General features: G+C 46.8%; 18 protein-coding genes. 9 read left to right on the top strand and 9 right to left on the bottom strand.

The features are described 5' to 3' along the window. Positions 1–4: 4 nt before the first annotated feature. Entirely contained in the window at positions 5–1,669 is a 1,665-nt protein-coding gene (locus FCU94_RS18985) for an ATPase RavA domain-containing protein (protein ID WP_176290022.1), read from the bottom strand. Positions 1,670–1,942: 273 nt separating this feature from the next. Between FCU94_RS18985 and FCU94_RS18980 the strand changes: the two genes are divergently transcribed. The 3 genes from FCU94_RS18980 to FCU94_RS18970 all read left to right on the top strand — a co-directional run bounded on the left by FCU94_RS18980 (position 1,943) and on the right by FCU94_RS18970 (position 3,885). Next, positions 1,943–2,467: an NUDIX hydrolase gene (locus FCU94_RS18980; RefSeq protein WP_176290021.1), complete on the top strand. Its 525-nt coding sequence runs from the start codon at positions 1,943–1,945 to the stop codon at positions 2,465–2,467. A gap of 13 nt (positions 2,468–2,480) precedes the next feature. Then, positions 2,481–3,488 (top strand): low-specificity L-threonine aldolase, encoded by a 1,008-nt coding sequence (gene ltaE / locus FCU94_RS18975; RefSeq protein WP_176290020.1) that lies wholly within the window; start codon positions 2,481–2,483, stop codon positions 3,486–3,488. Positions 3,489–3,564: 76 nt separating this feature from the next. Further along, on the top strand, positions 3,565–3,885 hold the full coding sequence (locus tag FCU94_RS18970) for a c-type cytochrome (RefSeq protein WP_176290019.1): 321 nt from the start codon (positions 3,565–3,567) through the stop codon (positions 3,883–3,885). Between the two features lie 93 nt (positions 3,886–3,978). On the opposite strand, the gene ppiC is transcribed toward FCU94_RS18970, so the two are convergent. Then, positions 3,979–4,257 carry a peptidylprolyl isomerase PpiC gene (gene ppiC / locus FCU94_RS18965; RefSeq protein ID WP_038177557.1) on the bottom strand — a complete coding sequence of 93 codons (279 nt, stop codon included), beginning with the start codon at positions 4,255–4,257 and terminating at the stop codon, positions 3,979–3,981. 194 nt (positions 4,258–4,451) lie between these two features. On the opposite strand from ppiC, the gene FCU94_RS18960 reads away from it, so the two are divergent. Both FCU94_RS18960 and FCU94_RS18955 read left to right on the top strand, forming a co-directional pair. After that, positions 4,452–5,390 (top strand): chemotaxis protein, encoded by a 939-nt coding sequence (locus FCU94_RS18960; RefSeq protein ID WP_176290018.1) that lies wholly within the window; start codon positions 4,452–4,454, stop codon positions 5,388–5,390. A 175-nt stretch (positions 5,391–5,565) separates the two neighbouring features. Beyond that, positions 5,566–6,579: a GGDEF domain-containing protein gene (locus FCU94_RS18955; protein WP_176290017.1), complete on the top strand. Its 1,014-nt coding sequence runs from the start codon at positions 5,566–5,568 to the stop codon at positions 6,577–6,579. A gap of 52 nt (positions 6,580–6,631) precedes the next feature. Here FCU94_RS18955 and FCU94_RS18950 read toward each other — a convergent pair whose 3' ends face one another. Then, positions 6,632–7,564, bottom strand: coding sequence for an exopolyphosphatase (locus FCU94_RS18950; RefSeq protein ID WP_176290016.1), 933 nt, complete (start codon positions 7,562–7,564; stop codon positions 6,632–6,634). A gap of 228 nt (positions 7,565–7,792) precedes the next feature. Continuing rightward, the gene (locus tag FCU94_RS18945) at positions 7,793–8,617 is read right to left on the bottom strand and encodes a YdcF family protein (RefSeq protein ID WP_176290015.1); all 825 of its coding nucleotides are present in this window, start codon (positions 8,615–8,617) and stop codon (positions 7,793–7,795) included. Positions 8,618–8,793: 176 nt separating this feature from the next. On the opposite strand from FCU94_RS18945, the gene FCU94_RS18940 reads away from it, so the two are divergent. After that, entirely contained in the window at positions 8,794–10,164 is a 1,371-nt protein-coding gene (locus tag FCU94_RS18940) for an L-serine ammonia-lyase (protein WP_176290014.1), read from the top strand. 44 nt (positions 10,165–10,208) lie between these two features. On the opposite strand, the gene FCU94_RS18935 is transcribed toward FCU94_RS18940, so the two are convergent. Next, positions 10,209–11,333, bottom strand: a complete 1,125-nt coding sequence (locus FCU94_RS18935; protein ID WP_176290013.1) for a M14 family metallopeptidase — start codon at positions 11,331–11,333, stop codon at positions 10,209–10,211. A 280-nt stretch (positions 11,334–11,613) separates the two neighbouring features. Between FCU94_RS18935 and FCU94_RS18930 the strand changes: the two genes are divergently transcribed. After that, positions 11,614–13,092: a peptide MFS transporter gene (locus FCU94_RS18930; RefSeq protein WP_176290012.1), complete on the top strand. Its 1,479-nt coding sequence runs from the start codon at positions 11,614–11,616 to the stop codon at positions 13,090–13,092. Between the two features lie 60 nt (positions 13,093–13,152). Here FCU94_RS18930 and phnR read toward each other — a convergent pair whose 3' ends face one another. Then, a complete protein-coding gene (gene phnR, locus FCU94_RS18925) occupies positions 13,153–13,854 on the bottom strand; it encodes a phosphonate utilization transcriptional regulator PhnR (protein WP_176290100.1) in 702 nt (233 codons plus the stop codon). A 182-nt stretch (positions 13,855–14,036) separates the two neighbouring features. Next, entirely contained in the window at positions 14,037–14,627 is a 591-nt protein-coding gene (locus FCU94_RS18920) for a DUF1294 domain-containing protein (RefSeq protein ID WP_176290011.1), read from the bottom strand. Positions 14,628–14,827: 200 nt separating this feature from the next. Here FCU94_RS18920 and FCU94_RS18915 point away from each other — a divergent pair, with 200 nt between their 5' ends. Together FCU94_RS18915 and FCU94_RS18910 are read left to right on the top strand one after the other, a co-directional pair. Continuing rightward, positions 14,828–15,148 (top strand): hypothetical protein, encoded by a 321-nt coding sequence (locus FCU94_RS18915; protein ID WP_176290010.1) that lies wholly within the window; start codon positions 14,828–14,830, stop codon positions 15,146–15,148. Between the two features lie 54 nt (positions 15,149–15,202). Then, positions 15,203–15,889: a helix-turn-helix transcriptional regulator gene (locus FCU94_RS18910; RefSeq protein ID WP_176290009.1), complete on the top strand. Its 687-nt coding sequence runs from the start codon at positions 15,203–15,205 to the stop codon at positions 15,887–15,889. Between the two features lie 5 nt (positions 15,890–15,894). On the opposite strand, the gene FCU94_RS18905 is transcribed toward FCU94_RS18910, so the two are convergent. Together FCU94_RS18905 and yjjG are read right to left on the bottom strand one after the other, a co-directional pair. Further along, positions 15,895–16,110 carry a cold shock domain-containing protein gene (locus FCU94_RS18905; RefSeq protein WP_176290008.1) on the bottom strand — a complete coding sequence of 72 codons (216 nt, stop codon included), beginning with the start codon at positions 16,108–16,110 and terminating at the stop codon, positions 15,895–15,897. A gap of 77 nt (positions 16,111–16,187) precedes the next feature. After that, positions 16,188–16,862, bottom strand: coding sequence for a pyrimidine 5'-nucleotidase (gene yjjG, locus FCU94_RS18900; RefSeq protein ID WP_176290007.1), 675 nt, complete (start codon positions 16,860–16,862; stop codon positions 16,188–16,190). Positions 16,863–16,876: the final 14 nt, after the last annotated feature.

Genomic DNA, 16,876 nt, shown 5'->3' with positions numbered 1-16,876 from the left:
GTCCTTATGAGAAAAACTCGTTTAAGTTCTTGAAGCGGAAAACCGTGCGTTCACACTCTACTTTGGTGGTTTCGAGCACTTGTTGAAGCTGTTGTAAACTGGCTTCCATCATCCGAGGTAGCTCTTGGTCGATAAAGTTGTGTGGCAGTGCACCATGGAACTGAGAACGAACTTTACGCAAATGATGCTCCGCATGCTCGAGTTGAGCGAGTGCTTGCTCACTCTTTTTAAACCATTCTTGGTATAGCGATTCGTCCAAACCGCTCTTAGTCACTAGCGCCACCAGCACCGCGCGATTGGCAATATCCTTGATCACTAGGTTACTCGCACCGTCGAGCTCAAAGCGCAAGCGACATAAGTTGGTATTTTGGTTAACGTAGCCATATACATCCCCCTGACCTTCTTTAATCACGCGTTCTAGGTCACTCTTAGGCACATAAACCCAGCGACTGTCTCCCTTCTCTGACTCAGAAACAGACATATTGCTTTGCAACAGAACCAGCTTAACAAGATCAAAGGTGCTCCCTACCTGACAAGGTTTTGCATCAGAGATATCGTAGCTGTGGACTTGTTTCTTGAGCAGACCTGTTGTCGATTCCATTGACACCATGATGCCAAATTCAGACTCTAGCTCTTCTTGAATATCGGTCAGTTCTTCACGACACAACGAGATCTGTTGTTCTACCTCTTGTTGGTCAAAGGCGTAGTGCAGAGCAAAGTCACGAATAACACTTCGCACCACATCGCGTGATTCCGGGCTGTTCCATAAACAATCTTGTAGCAGCAGTAAATCAAGCGGGTTGATCGCATCACGACCACTAAAGTAAGCACTGGCCTTAAGCAGTTTGACTGCTTTCTTCCAACGGCGATCCGACACATACATGTCGGTTTCTGCAACATCGACACCCGTTGCGTTGGTCGCCGCGCTTTCTAGTAAGCTTTTCAGCTCAAACAGTTTTTCAAACACATCATCGGTGAGTGCTAGCTGCTCAAGTTCGGATTGCCACTGATGATACTCTTGGTCGGTAATGGCTAGGCCTTCGGGAATCTCAGCTTCTTGTGGCGTTCCTACCGTAAGCATGGATTTAAAATTCTGCTTGTTTTGAATACGATTGACAAAGACTCGTACCAGCATTCGGTCGTAGAGCGCTTCTAGGCCGCTGTCTTCGTCAGGCAATTCGTTCGAAGCCGAGACCAACAACCGCATTGGTACACGTTGGATTTCACTGCCGTTTTTGAAGGTTTTTTCGTTCACTACAGTCAGTAAGGTATTTAGAATTGCAGGCCCTGCCTTCCAAATTTCGTCGAGAAAGACCACTTGCGCATTGGGTAGGTACCCGTCAGTCAAGCGCACATATCGGCCATTGTCTTTTAGCTCTTGAATACTCAACGGACCGAACACTTCCTCTGGCGTCGAGAAACGTGTCATTAGATACTCGAAGTACGACGAATTATCAAAAGCTTGAATCAATCGTTTCGCTATCAAACTCTTGGCTATCCCCGGAGGCCCTAACAGAAAGACACTTTCACCGGCGAGCGCAGCCAGTAAACAAAGTTTGATGGTCTCTTCTCGCTCATAGACCCCGTCTGACAGGGCTTTAGCAAGCTTATTGATACGTTCAGAGAGCAGGGCTTTTTGCGAGTGAGAGACTCGATTAGTGCTCATCATAACTGTGCTCTCCTAACACTATTAAACTTAGTTGTTCTTATGATTTTATACATTTGTTATTACTTTGTTACAAGTGCAATTTTTTTGAGGCTGGTTAGCCTTTATAGCAGAAGCGGTTTTTCGATAACTCGTTGAAACCTTTGTTTCCACTTTTGAGAGCCCTATCAACAATCACTGCAAACCTGTGTTTGTTTGATTCGTAATTGGACTTTATCTCTTGCGATTGAGACGTTATGGTTAAGCTCGGCTAGAGCAAGGACAACAAAAACAATCATGAACACCTGCAAACACACTCTCCATCAATGGAAACGTATCGCGCTGATTGAAGAGCCCGTCGCTCTGCCAAATGGTCATACCATCCAGCACACCACAATCTCTCACCCCGGCGCGGCCGTCATACTACCGATCGACGCCCATGGTCGAATCATTGTGGTCAATCAGTTTCGTCCCTCATTAAAAAAGTGGCTGATTGAGTTGCCCGCAGGCACACTTGAGAGGGATGAGCCCATTGCAACCTGCGCGTTACGTGAGCTAGAGGAAGAAACCGGCTACAGTGCAGAACAACTTATCCCACTTGGTCAAGTGACGCCCATGGCCGGCTTTTGTGACGAGATACAACACCTGTTTGTTGCTAAGCAGCTAACACGCACCCAACGCTACAGCTGTGATGACGATGAAGTGATCGAGGTGCAGACCTACACCGTGCCAGAGCTTGAGCAAATGATCATCAACGGCGACATCACTGACGCCAAAACCATCGCCTGCTTAAGCAAGGCCAAACTGTGCGGTTACCTTTAGGAGAAAAATACATATGGATTTTCGTTCAGATACAGTCACACAACCGACACCTGCGATGCGTCACGCTATGGCAAATGCGAGTGTAGGTGACGACGTGTACGGCGACGACCCGACCGTCAATGAACTCGAACAATGGGCCGCGGAGCGACACGGGTTTGAAGCCGCCTTGTTCACCACATCAGGTACACAAGCCAACCTACTCGGGCTAATGGCCCATTGTGAACGCGGCGATGAGTACTTATGTGGTCAACAGGCACACAACTATAAATACGAAGCGGGAGGCGCCGCGGTATTAGGGTCAATCCAGCCTCAACCGGTAGAAAACAACCCTGATGGTACCTTGGACTTTGCTAAGCTAAAAGCCGCGATCAAACCCGATGACTGTCATTTTGCCCGCACCAAGCTACTCAGCTTAGAAAACACCATTAATGGCAAGGTTCTCCCGTTAAGCTACCTTGCTGACGCACGTAAATTTGTCGACCAGCATGGATTGTCACTGCACCTCGATGGTGCCAGAGTTTACAACGCCGCTGTCGCCCTCAATGTAGATGTAAAAGAGATTGCACAACACTTCGACTCAATGACAGTGTGTTTATCCAAAGGTCTTGCAGCCCCAATCGGTTCGTTGCTGCTAGGCAATAAGGCGTTGATCGCTAAGGCTCGTCGCTTACGTAAAATGGTCGGTGGTGGTATGCGTCAAGCGGGCATTCTTGCCGCGGCAGGTAAATTGGCGTTAACCGAACAGGTTGAGCAGCTCAAGCTAGACCACGAGAATGCCAAGCACCTTGCTATCGGCTTGCAAAAGATTGATGGATTTAATGTCAATCCAGATCTGGTTCAAACCAACATCGTATTTGCGAAACTCGATAACCACATCGACATTCATCAAGTGGCTGAACGTCTTAAGCAAAATGATATTGTTATTTCGCCCGGCAACCCTATTCGCTTTGTCACGCATAAAGATATCACCCGAGATGATATCGATCTGCTTTTAAATAAACTTGCGGACCATAGCAAGTAATTTCGGCTCCTCACACTTGAGCTTCCCCTTAGGGGAAGCTTTATCCTATGGCTATTGCGGTTAAATGAGAATAACAATGACCCGAAGCCTACTAGCGTTACTCGTTCTATTCCCTTTTACAGGCCATGCAGATTCGACCTTTGGTGATCCTCAACTGGGTAAAATTAAGTCACCAAGTTGCATGTTCTGCCACGGTACTGATGGCATCGCTACTAACCCAGCCTACCCTAACCTCAAGGGCCAAAACGCCCTTTACTTGTATCAGTCAATGAAAGCCTATCAAGCGGGAGAACGTGAAGGGCCACTTGCAGAAATGATGGCCGCACAATTATCGCGTTTGGACGATCAAGACTTGAAAGATGTTGCGGCTTACTTCGCACAGCACTCATTGCAGTAATGAATATTGTGTAAAAAAATAGGTAGATATCTTAGATACCTACCTATTAGTGATGACACAAAAAACTGACCAGGTCTCGAAGGAGAGTCCATTTTAAGTGCGGTACAACACTTTAACTACGTGCCAGCCAAACTTGGTTTTGACCAGATGCGGAACTAAGGTCTCACCTGAGAAGCAGACTTTATCGAACTGAGGGACCATCTGGCCTCGGCGAAACTCACCTAAATCACCGCCACGCTTACCTGATGGACAGGTTGAGTATTTTTTTGCCAAGGTTTGAAATTTTGCGCCCTTTTTAAGCTGCTTAATGATGTCTTCGGCCTGCTCTTTATGTTTCACCAAAATGTGCAGGGCCGCTGCGGTGTTTGCCATAATTGTCTCTCGATAAAAGCTCTAATGGCGCGGATTGTACCCGATTCTCAACGCTTTGTTCACCTAAACCGTACGCCAATTGCACAGATTTGATTATCTAGGTTATAGTCAGAGACAAATTTGATGTCAGTCCATTGATCATCGACCTAAATCCGTTACCATTTAAGTAACTAAGTGGAATAATGAGTACCTCCATGGCGAAAACAGTCAGTAAAGCAAACCAATCTCAAGGCATGCTAATGTTTACCTTAACCAGCAGTAAACAGCTCTTTGCTATTGGTACTTTAAAAGTGCGTGAAATCGTGCCTTTCCAGCCGACCACACAAATTCCGTATTCACACCACCACGTTATTGGCACTGTCACTATCCGTAACAAAACCATTCCAGTGATCAACATGCCGGCGGCGATCGGTTTTCGCCCGATTCAACCTGAAGAATATCAATCGTGCTACCTTATAGTCACCGACTGCCTGAGAACCGTTGTCGCGTTTATGGTCCGTTCAATCGAGAAAATCATCGAGTGTGACTGGAAATCGATCGAATCGGCCCCTAAGACAGCAGGCAATAATGTGTTTGTCACTGGCATCACGCGCTTTGATAATAAAATCGTGCAAATGTTGGACGTAGAACTGCTGCTATCGAAAATCTACCCGCAATATGAATCAACCAACATTCCAATGCTGACCGACATAGAACGCGAGCGGCTTAAAGCGCTGCGTATTTTGCTGGTTGATGACTCATCTATTGCACGTAAGCAACTGGCTGATGCGCTAGATAGCATCAATATACCTTATCAGATTTGTAATAATGGCCTTGATGCGTTGGCACTGATGCGCGGATGTGCGGCCAAAGGCGAGCCTATCGATTTATTAGTCAGCGATATCGAAATGCCTGGACTTGATGGTTATGAACTCGCCTTCGAGACTCAAAATGAGCGCGAACTCAGCAACAGCTACGTCATTTTGCATACGTCACTTTCAAGTGAAATCTGTGTTGAACGAGCCCAACAAGTGGGCGCGCATGAAGCGCTAGAAAAATTTAATGCCGCCGACCTCATTCAAGCCATGTTGCGCGGTGCTAGCAAGCTGGAGCAAGGTAACGTGCGCCAAGAAATCATCGTCGACGAAACTTAACCGGAATCCGTAGATAAGTTTGCCCATCGAGTTGACACCTTCTACCCTTTAGGTGTGCGTAAGTGCAAAGTGTCGAGTAGTTAATTGGTGTAATCTAACTTTAAGTCAAACATTCGCCCGCAAAATCAGTTAACCTTAGCGTATAGAATGTCTTTTGCAGAAATGTTCATAGGAAATGACCGACGATTTTAAAAAGTCGACAGCCAACCTAAGGAAAGCTGTCCCACTAATGATGAAAAACCACGTAGCTGCGACGCCCGCTAACTATGCGCTTTGGTATACCTACGTAGATAATGCGATCCCACAGCTTAATCGTGAACTGGATAACGTCCTAGATAGCTACGGGATCTGCCCGCCTGCTGCGGGTGAACATCTCTATCAAAACTATGTGGCAAGCCGTACCGAAACTGATATGCGCGATTTACGCGCCAATATTGAAATACTGGTGAGTGAAGTCTCTAGTTCGATGGCCGATACCCTTTCCGATACCTCACAATTTTCCGACATGATCGACAAAAGCTTTGACGACCTAAAGCGAGTCGAAAATGAAACCATGTCGATGGAAGAAGTGATGAACGTTGTTCGTCAATTGGTCTCCGAATCAACTGAAATTCGCCACTCTACGCGTTTTTTAAACAATCAGCTCGAAAACGCTGCCAAAGAAATCAACCAACTCAAAACTCAGTTGGCAGAAGTACAACAAGACGCCCTGTTTGACGCTTTAACCAGCCTTTACAACCGACGGGCCTTTGATAGCGACATCAGCACACTTTGCCGAGCAGAGCAGAAAATGAGCCTTATTCTTGCCGATATTGACCACTTCAAAGTCTTCAATGACACATACGGCCACTTATTCGGCGATACCGTCATCAAGGGCATCGCCCGTCGTCTTCAATTGAGCTGCCGTGACGGCATTCACGCCTACCGCTTTGGCGGGGAAGAGTTTGCGATGATTGTGCCCAACAAGTCACTGCGAATTGCTAGACAGTTTGGTGAAACGCTGCGTCGCTCGGTAGAGAAGCTGACCATAAAAGACAGACGCACTTCTGAGCAGGTTGGTAACATTACGATTTCGCTTGGTGTTGCTGAGCTTGAGCCGGGAGAGTCGGCCGAGTCACTGATTGAGCGCGCAGACAAGCTGCTTTACGAAGCCAAACAGCTTGGCCGTAACCGAGTGATGCCGATATAGAAAGTCAAAGCTACCAGAGTTAAAGAGCCCCATTTAGGGGCTTTTTTGTTTGTTAGCCGTCTCGGGTGATGGCTGCTATCAGCTCTTGTTGCACTTGGTCAGCTTTATCATTATCGATCTGACATGTCCCCGCGGCTTTGTGTCCGCCTCCACCATATTTGAGCATCAACTCACCGACATTGGTTTTTGAACTACGGTCAAAAATCGATTTTCCGGTCGCAAAGACGGTGTTCTGCTTTTGAAAACCCCACATTTTATGGATAGAGATATTGCATTGCGGATAAAGCGCATAGATCACAAAGCGGTTGCCTGCATAAATCACGTCTTCGTCGGTCAAATCTAGAAAGACAAGATTACTGTAAACCGTGGCACAGCGCTGGATCTGCTGTTTAAATAAGCTCTCGTGTTCTCGATATAAATCGATACGTTCACGCACATCCGGCAAGGCGAGGATTTGGTCAATGGTGTGGTTTTTACAATATTCGATTAAGTCCATCATCAGACTGTAATTGGAAATGCGAAACTCCCGAAAACGTCCTAAGCCAGTACGCGCATCCATCAAGAAGTTGAGCAGGTTCCACCCTGTAGAATCAAGCACTTCATCTCGTGAAAACTGGGCAGAGTCGCCCTTATCCACGGCTTCCATCATATCTAGCCATTGCGTAGGAAAAGTGCTCTCCCCACCGTAGTGCTCCCAAACCACACGCGCAGCGGAGGGGGCGTCGGGGTCGATGATGTGATTGGCGCGCTCGCCTTGATTACGAATCACTTCTGATAAGTGATGATCGAAGACAAGATGCGCTTGCTCAACATACGGCAGATTGGTCACGATATCGTTAGAGGTAATCTCGACCGCACCATCTTGCATGTCCTTGGGATGAACAAATTTTATCTCATCAATTAGGTCTAGTTGCTTGAGCAGTACAGCACAAACTAAACCATCAAAGTCACTGCGGGTGACGAGTCGATGTTTTTGGTTCGACATTGGCACTTCCTATGCTTCGGCTTATTATTCACACTATAGATAACCCACACGGGCTATCATACAAATCAAAGTAACACTTTTGGTATCGCTTTGTCCTATAACTCTTTTTAAGTTTAGACAGCGCTGATCGTTTGACAAACTTAACTAAAGAAAAACCTCAATTCTTCTTGGCAAAGAGCGCCAACCTGCAATCAATCGTGTGCCAACCAGTCAAACTGAAAGTCTGTACTAAGTTTCTGGGTCAAGCCATCGGTTAAGCTGAGTTAAGGCTTTATCCAAACGTTGAAGCGCGTCAACGCAGTGTGAGTAAGCGCTATTCTCTGCTGTCGCCTCTACCAAAGACTTTATTTCTAGTACTAGTGCGTGCTCTTGCTGGTTAAGTGGCAAAGCTTGTAATCGCTCTATGGCCCGTTGGGCAATTTGATAAGGGGCGCGCCTGACTCCACTCAAAGGACGCGCAAAGACTCGCGCTTTCACTCCCTCAAGGTAAACCCGATACGTAGTCAACTCATCACAATATAGAAAGGCTTCGGCTCGCGTCCCTTTATGCGGATAAGGCACAGCGTGATGATGCTCCAACTGGCTGCCGACTGAAACTTCAAGCCCTACTTGTCTGCATCTCTCGACCATTTTGCTGATAAGGCCCTGCTCAGGCATTAACTGTTCAATCTCAACAATTCGTTTTAGGTGGTAGTCATTCGACAGCAAGGTGATGTTCAAACACCGCCCTATTTGATAGCCGGGACACTGTATTAACTTCATCGCTGCATTGGACAGATTCTCGATGGTATTTTGAGACTCATTTTCCAATACGATTTGATAACCTCCCAACACGTCAGCGGGAAGCAATTGAGACAGATAATCCATCATTGCTCGCGCTTCCGATACATTCTGGTTATCGGTGACCCCACCGCAGACAACAATCAAGGTCGTTTTTACATCGAGTAACGGCGAACTGCGCGCTAGGTGCTCTACGCGAGAGCGTCCCTCCAACGTAAGTTGGTTATTGACTAAGCGCTTTCCGAGCAGCAAAACCACGCTATTTATGTTCATTAATCACTCATGTCTCAATTATTCCTACCAAGGTTCGTGGAAACTGTACAAGCTTCGACTTTACCGCTAGCGTAGAGAAGGTTAAAGTTTTGTTAAAACCAGCGCGAGCGACTGCGCTATCATCATCCAAATGATAAGAGCCATGTTCATTGGCCTATATAACAGGAAGTAAGTTTATGCTGTCTATATTTGATATCTTCAAAGTGGGCGTTGGCCCATCCAGCTCACACACTAACGGCCCAATGCTGGCGGGCTACCATTTTACTCAACTGCTGACCACAAACCTAGATAAAGTAGCTCGAGTGCAAGTTGACCTCTATGGTTCACTCTCTTTAACCGGCAAAGGCCACCATACCGACCGCGCCGTCATCCTCGGCTTATTGGGTAATAAGCCCGATACCATCAAAATGTCGAGCGCCAAACAAGCACTCGCTCAAGCCATTGACGAACACGCTTTGCTACTGGCCAGCAGCCATACCCTTCACTTCGATTACACCAAAGATATTCTCTTTCACCAAGACAACCTTCCTCTGCATGAAAACGGTATGACGATTTCAGCGTTCGATGCTAAGGGGGAGCAAGTCGCGTTTGAAACCTACTACTCGATTGGAGGCGGCTTTATAGCAACAGCCAAACAACTAGAGCATGGCAGCGATGAAGCAACTGTCGATGTGCCATATCCATTTACTAGCGCGGATGAAATGCTCACCATGGCCGAAGAAAATGGCCTTAGTTTAGGCGGAATGATTTTACGCAATGAACAACAGTTCCACACTGAGCATGAAATTACGCGCAAAACCGAACAAATCTGGAAAGTGATGTCACTGTGTATGCAGCGCGGGTTCGATACTGAAGGGATTTTGGAAGGTGGGTTAAATGTCACACGCCGCGCACCTAACCTATTGAAAAAACTCGAAGCAAACGCGGCTATCGAAAACGATCCGATGGAAATCATGGATTGGATCAACCTATTTGCGTTTGCAGTCAGCGAAGAAAATGCTGCGGGGGGGCAGGTCGTCACATCGCCCACCAATGGCGCGGCGGGCGTGATTCCAGCAGTGCTGATGTATTACCACCGCTTTATTAAGGAGCTCGATAGCAAACAGTTGAAAGACTTCCTTGCGGTGGCGGGGGCGATAGGCATCTTGTATAAGACTAATGCGTCTATTTCAGGTGCCGAAGTCGGCTGTCAGGGCGAAGTGGGTGTCTCTTCTTCAATGGCTGCTGCGGGGCTGACTGCGCTGCGTGGTGGTAGCAACGAACAAATTTGTATCGCGGCTGAAATCGCTATGGAGCATTCACTGGGTATGACATGTGACCCTATCGGTGGCTTGGTACAAGTCCCGTGTATTGAACGCAATGCTATGGGAGCAATGAAAGCGATCAATGCCTCGCGAATGGCACTAAAACGTACGAGTAAATGTTTAATATCTTTGGATAAGGTCATAGAGACCATGTATCAAACCGGCAAGGATATGAACAAAAAATATCGGGAAACGTCACTCGGCGGCTTGGCGGTCATTCATATGGCTCCGCCGTGTGAGTAACAAGGATAATGGCGTAGTGTTTGACTACGCCATTTTTAATCTCACTAAAGCTTGTCCACAACCGCTAACGCGGCACTAAGCACATCTTGACCAAACTTCACACTTCTCTCTGGAGACCAACCGTAGAGTGGGTCTGGATAGTCGTTGTTATCTTTAAACGGCATTTCAATCGTGTAGGACAAACATTTAAACTGCTCGCCCACCCAATTTGAGCCCACGGTTAAGTTCGCCTTACCTGGTTCATCTTTGTCATAGCCGTGCTGATCTTGGAACTCGGGGGTCGCAATAAACAACGCGTGTTTAAATGCGTCTTCTAACCCAGCCAAACGCTCATCATAGGACGGAATACCTTCTGAGCCTGCAACAAAGTTGTATGGGATTGCTTCATCACCATGGATATCTAAAAACATATCCACACCCGTCGCCAGCATTCGCTCACGAACGAGGAACACTTCTGGGCTGTTCTCCATTGATGGGGACTGCCACTCTCGGTTGAGGTTTACCCCTTTGGCATTGCAGCGTAAATGACCGCGGATCGCTCCATCGGGATTCATGTTGGGTACAACATAGAGCACCGCTTTCTCAAGCAGAGCACGCGCACTGGTATCGTCTTCATCCAATAACCGCTGGATAAAACCTTCGATAAACCATTCCGCCATGGTCTCACCCGGATGCTGACGTGCAATCAACCAGATTTTCTTTTTACCCTGTTCTTGTTCGCCAAACGTCAGTAGCGACATATCGTTGCCATCTAAAGTGTGGCCTAAAGTCTCCAACTGACAATGGTGGGCACTTTGCGCCAAATGCAACAGATCCAAGTGACGGTCGTAGCTGTAAGGGGCAAAATAGGCAAAATAGATCGATGGACGCTCGGGGATCACGGTAAACGTTAAAGTGTCACCATCAAATTCAGCCGGTATACGGAACCACTCTTCACGGTCATACGAAGCCACCACATCATACCCTTCCCACCCTTCAGGGTAAGCGGAGCCCTTGAGGTCAAGAATACGGATCGTGTGCGCGTGCTCGGTTTGGGTTTCTAACCGAAAGTGAAACCATTGATAAAATTCGGATTGATTATCATTAGGAATTTTCAACTGAATGTTGTCTTTGTCCTGAACACTAACAACTTCAATACTGCCGCTATCAAAGTTACTGAATATCTTCATGTCGTTACATTCCTTATACATTTATTGGCTGACTGGCACGAGGCTAACATAAAGCGAAGGGCCAAAACATCGACCGACTCGTTTAATCGTTGCATATTTGGTCAGTCAAGTCGGAACGCAAACGATTTGGATCAATAGCATTACAAAAATTTATGCGAAATTGAGAAAATATCGTGCATAGAAACGGCATTCTGCGATAATTGTTTCAATTTATTACATACTACAAGTGATAACATTAATAGTTGTAAATACTAGGTTAACACCTATAAGAGAGATTATTATGTGGAACAAACTCAATAAATCCATGATGTTTTGTCAGGCCATGTTCGGGCTTTCATTCTACGGCGTCATGGTCATACTCACCCGTTTTTTCTTAGAAGATTTAGGGTATAGCGAAGCGGAAACCATGATGGTTGTCGGCGCCTTTTCTTCAATCGGACCACTGTTTGCAATCGCGGGCGGATTCATCGTGGATAAGTTTTTGGGGGCTTATCGCTCACTCACGATCGCGTATGGAACGTTCGCCACTGGTTATACCTTGCTTGTACTTGGGGCATCCACCACTAACGTCCCTATGAGCTTGATCGGTATTGCGCTGGCGAGTTATGCACGTGGCCTGATGTCTCCTTCTTACCCAAGTCTTTACAAGCGTACCTTTTCTTCAGAGGAAGACTTCGAAAACGGCTACCCAGTCAACTACTCAATTAACAACGTCGGTGCGTTGTTTGGTCAGTACTTGTTCCCGATGTTTGTACTCGCGATTGGCTTCCATGGCAGTTTTGGTCTTTCGGCGATCATGGCTGGTTTTGCGTTTGTCACCTTAGTGGTACTCAACAAGCAACTGGTTGGTTCCGCAGCTGAGATTGACCAAGCTCCAGTTAGCCTGAAAAACTGGGCGGCGTTTTTGAGCCTGTCAGCCACTATGGTAGGACTGGTATTCTTCATGTTTTCCAACATGGATATTGGTCAAAACATTGTCTATGCCATTGGCGTGGCGGCCATTTTGTACTTCATCTCTTTGATGTTCAAATGTGGTAAATCCGACGCACTAAAGATGGGGACCATTTTGATTATGATGGTGCTGACCATCTGCTTTTTCGTCTACTATGGTCAAATGATGACCTCAATGACCATGGTCACGATCAACACCATGCGTGGTGACTTATTCAATCTCATTCCTATCGCGCCCGAAGCATCAATGGCAATGAACCCGCTATGGTGTATTGTGGCAGGTCCTGTGATTTCAGTGACCTTTTCCTCGCTCGAGAAAAAGGGCATTAACTTCTCTACCGCAACCAAGATTGGTTTTGCCTTCATTTTTACCGCGATTGCGTTTGGTATCCTTACCATGGCGGTGATGAATATCGGCAGTGATGTGGTGATTCGCCCTGAGGTATTTTTAGCTATCCACTTCTTCCAGGCGTTTTCTGAAGTGATCGTTGGTAGTTTAGTGGTGGCGTTTATCCTATCTGTCGCACCAAAACACATTGAAGGCTTCTCGGTTTCGCTCTTTTATGTCGCGATGGCACTGAGTGGCATCGTTGGCGCGGTATTCTCAACCTCTATCGCGCTAGAGAAAGGCCAAGCGATCACCCAGGAGATTGTGCAAACCGTCTACGGTGATTATTTTCAGTTGTTGACCGTTCTGGCGGTAGTGATGGTGGCCATTGCACTGATCTCATCTTGGATCATTCGTCGAATGCTGGATGCCGCGCGAGCAAGCGAGCAACCAGTCGAGCTAGTAGAAGCCGAGAGTTAGACCTAGCTAAAATCTATCAAGCCCCAAAGTGAACCTTTGGGGCTTGTTGTTGATATTTAATTAACAGTGAACGTGAGATGATTCAATCTGAATCGCATCATGACGCCAGAATTCAACCGCCGCCTCTATTCGTTCGCCTTGGGCGTTAGAATGAATACGTTCAACCACCAATGCCGGTGTTCCGACCGTCGCTCGCAAAGCTAGCGCCATATCGCCTAGCAACACACGTGTGCTCACTTGACAAGTCACCTGATGAAAATCAACGCCATAGTCCTGACGATACACATCGGTCAGTGATTGAGTTAAATCATGGTCGAGCAAACCCGCAAACTGTCGCGGGCATGCATAGTTGGTCACATAAGCCACAGGGCGCTGCTCTAAGTAACGAACTCTATCTAACTGATAGGCATCAGAAAAAGGTGGCAGTTTCAATAAATGGGAAGCGTGTTTATTGGCAACGACACTGCGCGCTGACAATAGCTCAGTTTGAGGAGCACGGTTTTGACTGCTCGCCCACTGAATGAAGCTCTGCGTTTGCGCGAGATCGTATTTGAGTGTCGGTGGCGAAATAAACCAGCCACGGCGGTCCTCGCGATAAATACATCCGTCAGCTTCAAGCAACGATAGGGCTTCACGTAAGGTAACACGCGTGGTATTAAAAGACTCCGCAAGCTTTCTTTCAGCCGGGAGTTTTTGCCTAGGAGCCAATTGTCCAGACTCGATTTGCTCCTCAATCGCCTGCTTAATCATGACATACTGCACGGTATTTCCACTCCAATCGGCTGCATTCAACGACGCTCATTCTATTGGTCATTCAATAAAATGGCGTCAGAATTTGGTACTACCATAAACCGAAACTCTGCCAATGTCATGATATGGGTGGGGATTTATCATCGAGACGAACGAAAAATGGGCTCATTGAGCCCGGTCGAACCAGGTGGTCACTATACGCTTATCGCGGCAATCAGATTGGCAAGATATTCAGCACCGTGCTCTGTTAACAGCCAGCAGTAAACCATTATATTAAACGCCAGCGTAGTCCAGAAAAGAAACTTAAATCCAAGGTCATGGTACTTGTGGTGCATAAACGTTTGGGCAAACAGTGCGCCGATCCATCCACCAAATATATTGAGTAGATGAAACAAGACTTCCGGTACTCGTGCGCCTTGAGTTAGCATCGCTTGTTTATCAAATGCATAGACAGTATAAGTCGCAATGCTTACTGCAAAATAAAACAGGCAAGCGATGAGTGGGAAATCAAGCAACACGACACTGCCCAATAGGGCGCTGCAGAACCAAACCGCAATGGCTAAAGAGAAGTTGAAAACCAGCGGACGTTCCACATGAATCGCGCGCATAGTGCCTTGCTCGTCACAGCCTAAGCGAAAAACCACTGGCTCACTGACAAAAGGCTGTTGTGATGCATTCTCGAGGTCACTGATATGGAACAAAACTTTGGTCTCTTGGTTATCAACGGCAATATAGCCGTACCCTTTGCTTTGGTCCCACTGCGCAATCGTTCCTTGAATGGACATATTGGTTTCCTTACCTAGCCGTGTGCTTTGTTAAAGCCATCTATTAATTAATAATAATTCATAGCACACATATTCCACTGCGCTCATAAAACGACCGCACAATTATCATTTTTTTGATCTCGCACACTACTGACACCTTCTGACACACGACAGACCTATGATGCTCAGGAACCATCAATCGTTTACAAGGAATCGACAAAATGAAAAGTGTGTTAGAGATTGTCCGCTTCAAACTTAATCACCATGCTACCCATGAGCAACTGATTGCCGCCTGTGAGCAAAGTCAGAAGTTTGTCTCTGGGCTCGACGGTTTTGAATACCGTTCGCTGAGTTTTGACCAACCAAGTAACACTTGGACTGACGTGGTGTATTGGGCATCGATGGAGCAGGCTCAACGAGCCGGAGAGCAGTTCCTTTCCAGTCCTGACTGCCAACCCTTAATGGCTTTGATTGACCCCGAGTCGGTCATCATGCAACATCAAACCATTGCCATGAGCGATCTCGCCGCCAAATATCAATAACATAATGGGGAGCAGAGTCCTCCCCTTAAACCAACGCCCTCAATAGGAGTGATTGTGAGTAAATCTGAGCGACTGTTTGAACTACTAACACTGTTGCGCTCTAGGCGCTTTGCCATTACAGCGACTCAGCTTGCCGAGCATATGGAAGTGAGCGAACGCACCATTTACCGAGATATTCAATCACTGATCAGTTCCGGAGTACCGATTCAAGGTGAAGCGGGAGTCGGATACCTGCTGCAACCCGACTCGCACTTACCACCACTCATGTTTACAGAGAAAGAGATGATGGCGCTCGAACTTGGCATGCGCATGGTTCGTGCTTGGTCTGATGATGAGCTGGCGCGAGCCAGTCAATCGGCGTCCAATAAAATTCTTTCCGTGCTCCCTGACCGCATAAAGCGACAAGTCGAAGACTTTGCCATACTTGTTCCCGACCTTCACAGCGGTTCATCTACAGCGAAACGCTGTAAAATGCTAAGACATGCCACTGATGATAAGCTCAAAATCGTCATCACTTACCTTGATCAAAAGCAGCAAGTTTCCGAGCGCATGGTGCAGCCTTTGGGACAAATTTTTTGGGGAAAAGTGTGGACGCTAGTGGCATGGTGCGAGTTAAGACATGATTATCGTCACTTTCGAATTGATCGAATAGAGCACATGCTAGTGACGGAACAAACGTTCGAGACCCATGCGAAGAAAAGCCTCGAACATTATATTAAACTGAAAGCTCCGGAGAGATAGCTCCGCTACTTCATCAGAGTTGATGATATGTTTAGCGCGAGATGACAACCGTTTTGATCAGAAATGACATCAAACTGCACGAGCTCATTGATGTGCGGCTCTGATTGGCTGTCTCTCATATCGCGAATATGAAAAAACACTTTTTGACGCTGAGCTGTGTCTTCAATAAACCCATAACCGTGCTTCTGATCCCAATCGACAATTTTCCCTAACACCGCCATGTGGCCCCCTGCATTTACCGCTGTCGTTGCTCTACCTACTCAGGTCGGCACAGATTGGATCACTCGACGTGCACTTTTTAGGCGATCAGGATGCTTTTTAGCTCATGTAGCGAGCTCACTGTGTAGTTAGGCTGTATGTTAGCATCGCGTTCATTACCATGATGATTAAGCCAACACGTTTCGATGCCAAAGTTGATACCCCCTAGAATATCTGAGTATTGGTTGTCGCCGACCATCAATACTTTGCTTTTACAGGGTTGCCCCATTTTTTCTAATGCGTGACTGAAAATCGCCTGATCGGGTTTCGCCACGCCGACTTGCTCGGAAATAATTACATGTTCAAAGTAGTGCGCCATGTCAGTTCGATCGAGGCGGATCGCTTGTAGCTCGGTAAAGCCATTGGTAATGATTCCAAGCTTCGCCTTACCATGCACCGCTTCCATTAACTCTTTGGCTCCCGGTAGCAGAGTACAAATATCGGCCATGGCTTCAAGAAAAGCGCGATTAAGCTCGCTGGTAGTGGTTTGCAGCCGATCGGCCCACTCACGAAAACGGTGGTGCTTAAGCTGATCGGCGGTAATTTTTCCGTCTTGATAGTCCACCCACAGTGGTTTATTCAAGGTTTGGTAATGGTCAAAATCTTGCTGGGTAAACATCACGCCTTTGCGTGAGAACATCAGTTGCATCCCTTTAAAAGCATCGAAATGAAATAAGGTTTCGTCAGCGTCAAACAAGATCCAGTCGTACTTCATCATTTTCTCCTCAA

The organism is Vibrio sp. JPW-9-11-11 (assembly GCF_013369335.1).
Lineage (GTDB): Bacteria > Pseudomonadota > Gammaproteobacteria > Enterobacterales > Vibrionaceae > Vibrio.
The sequence above is the reverse complement of the archived record's forward strand: the minus strand, read 5'-3'. Positions and strand labels throughout refer to the sequence as shown.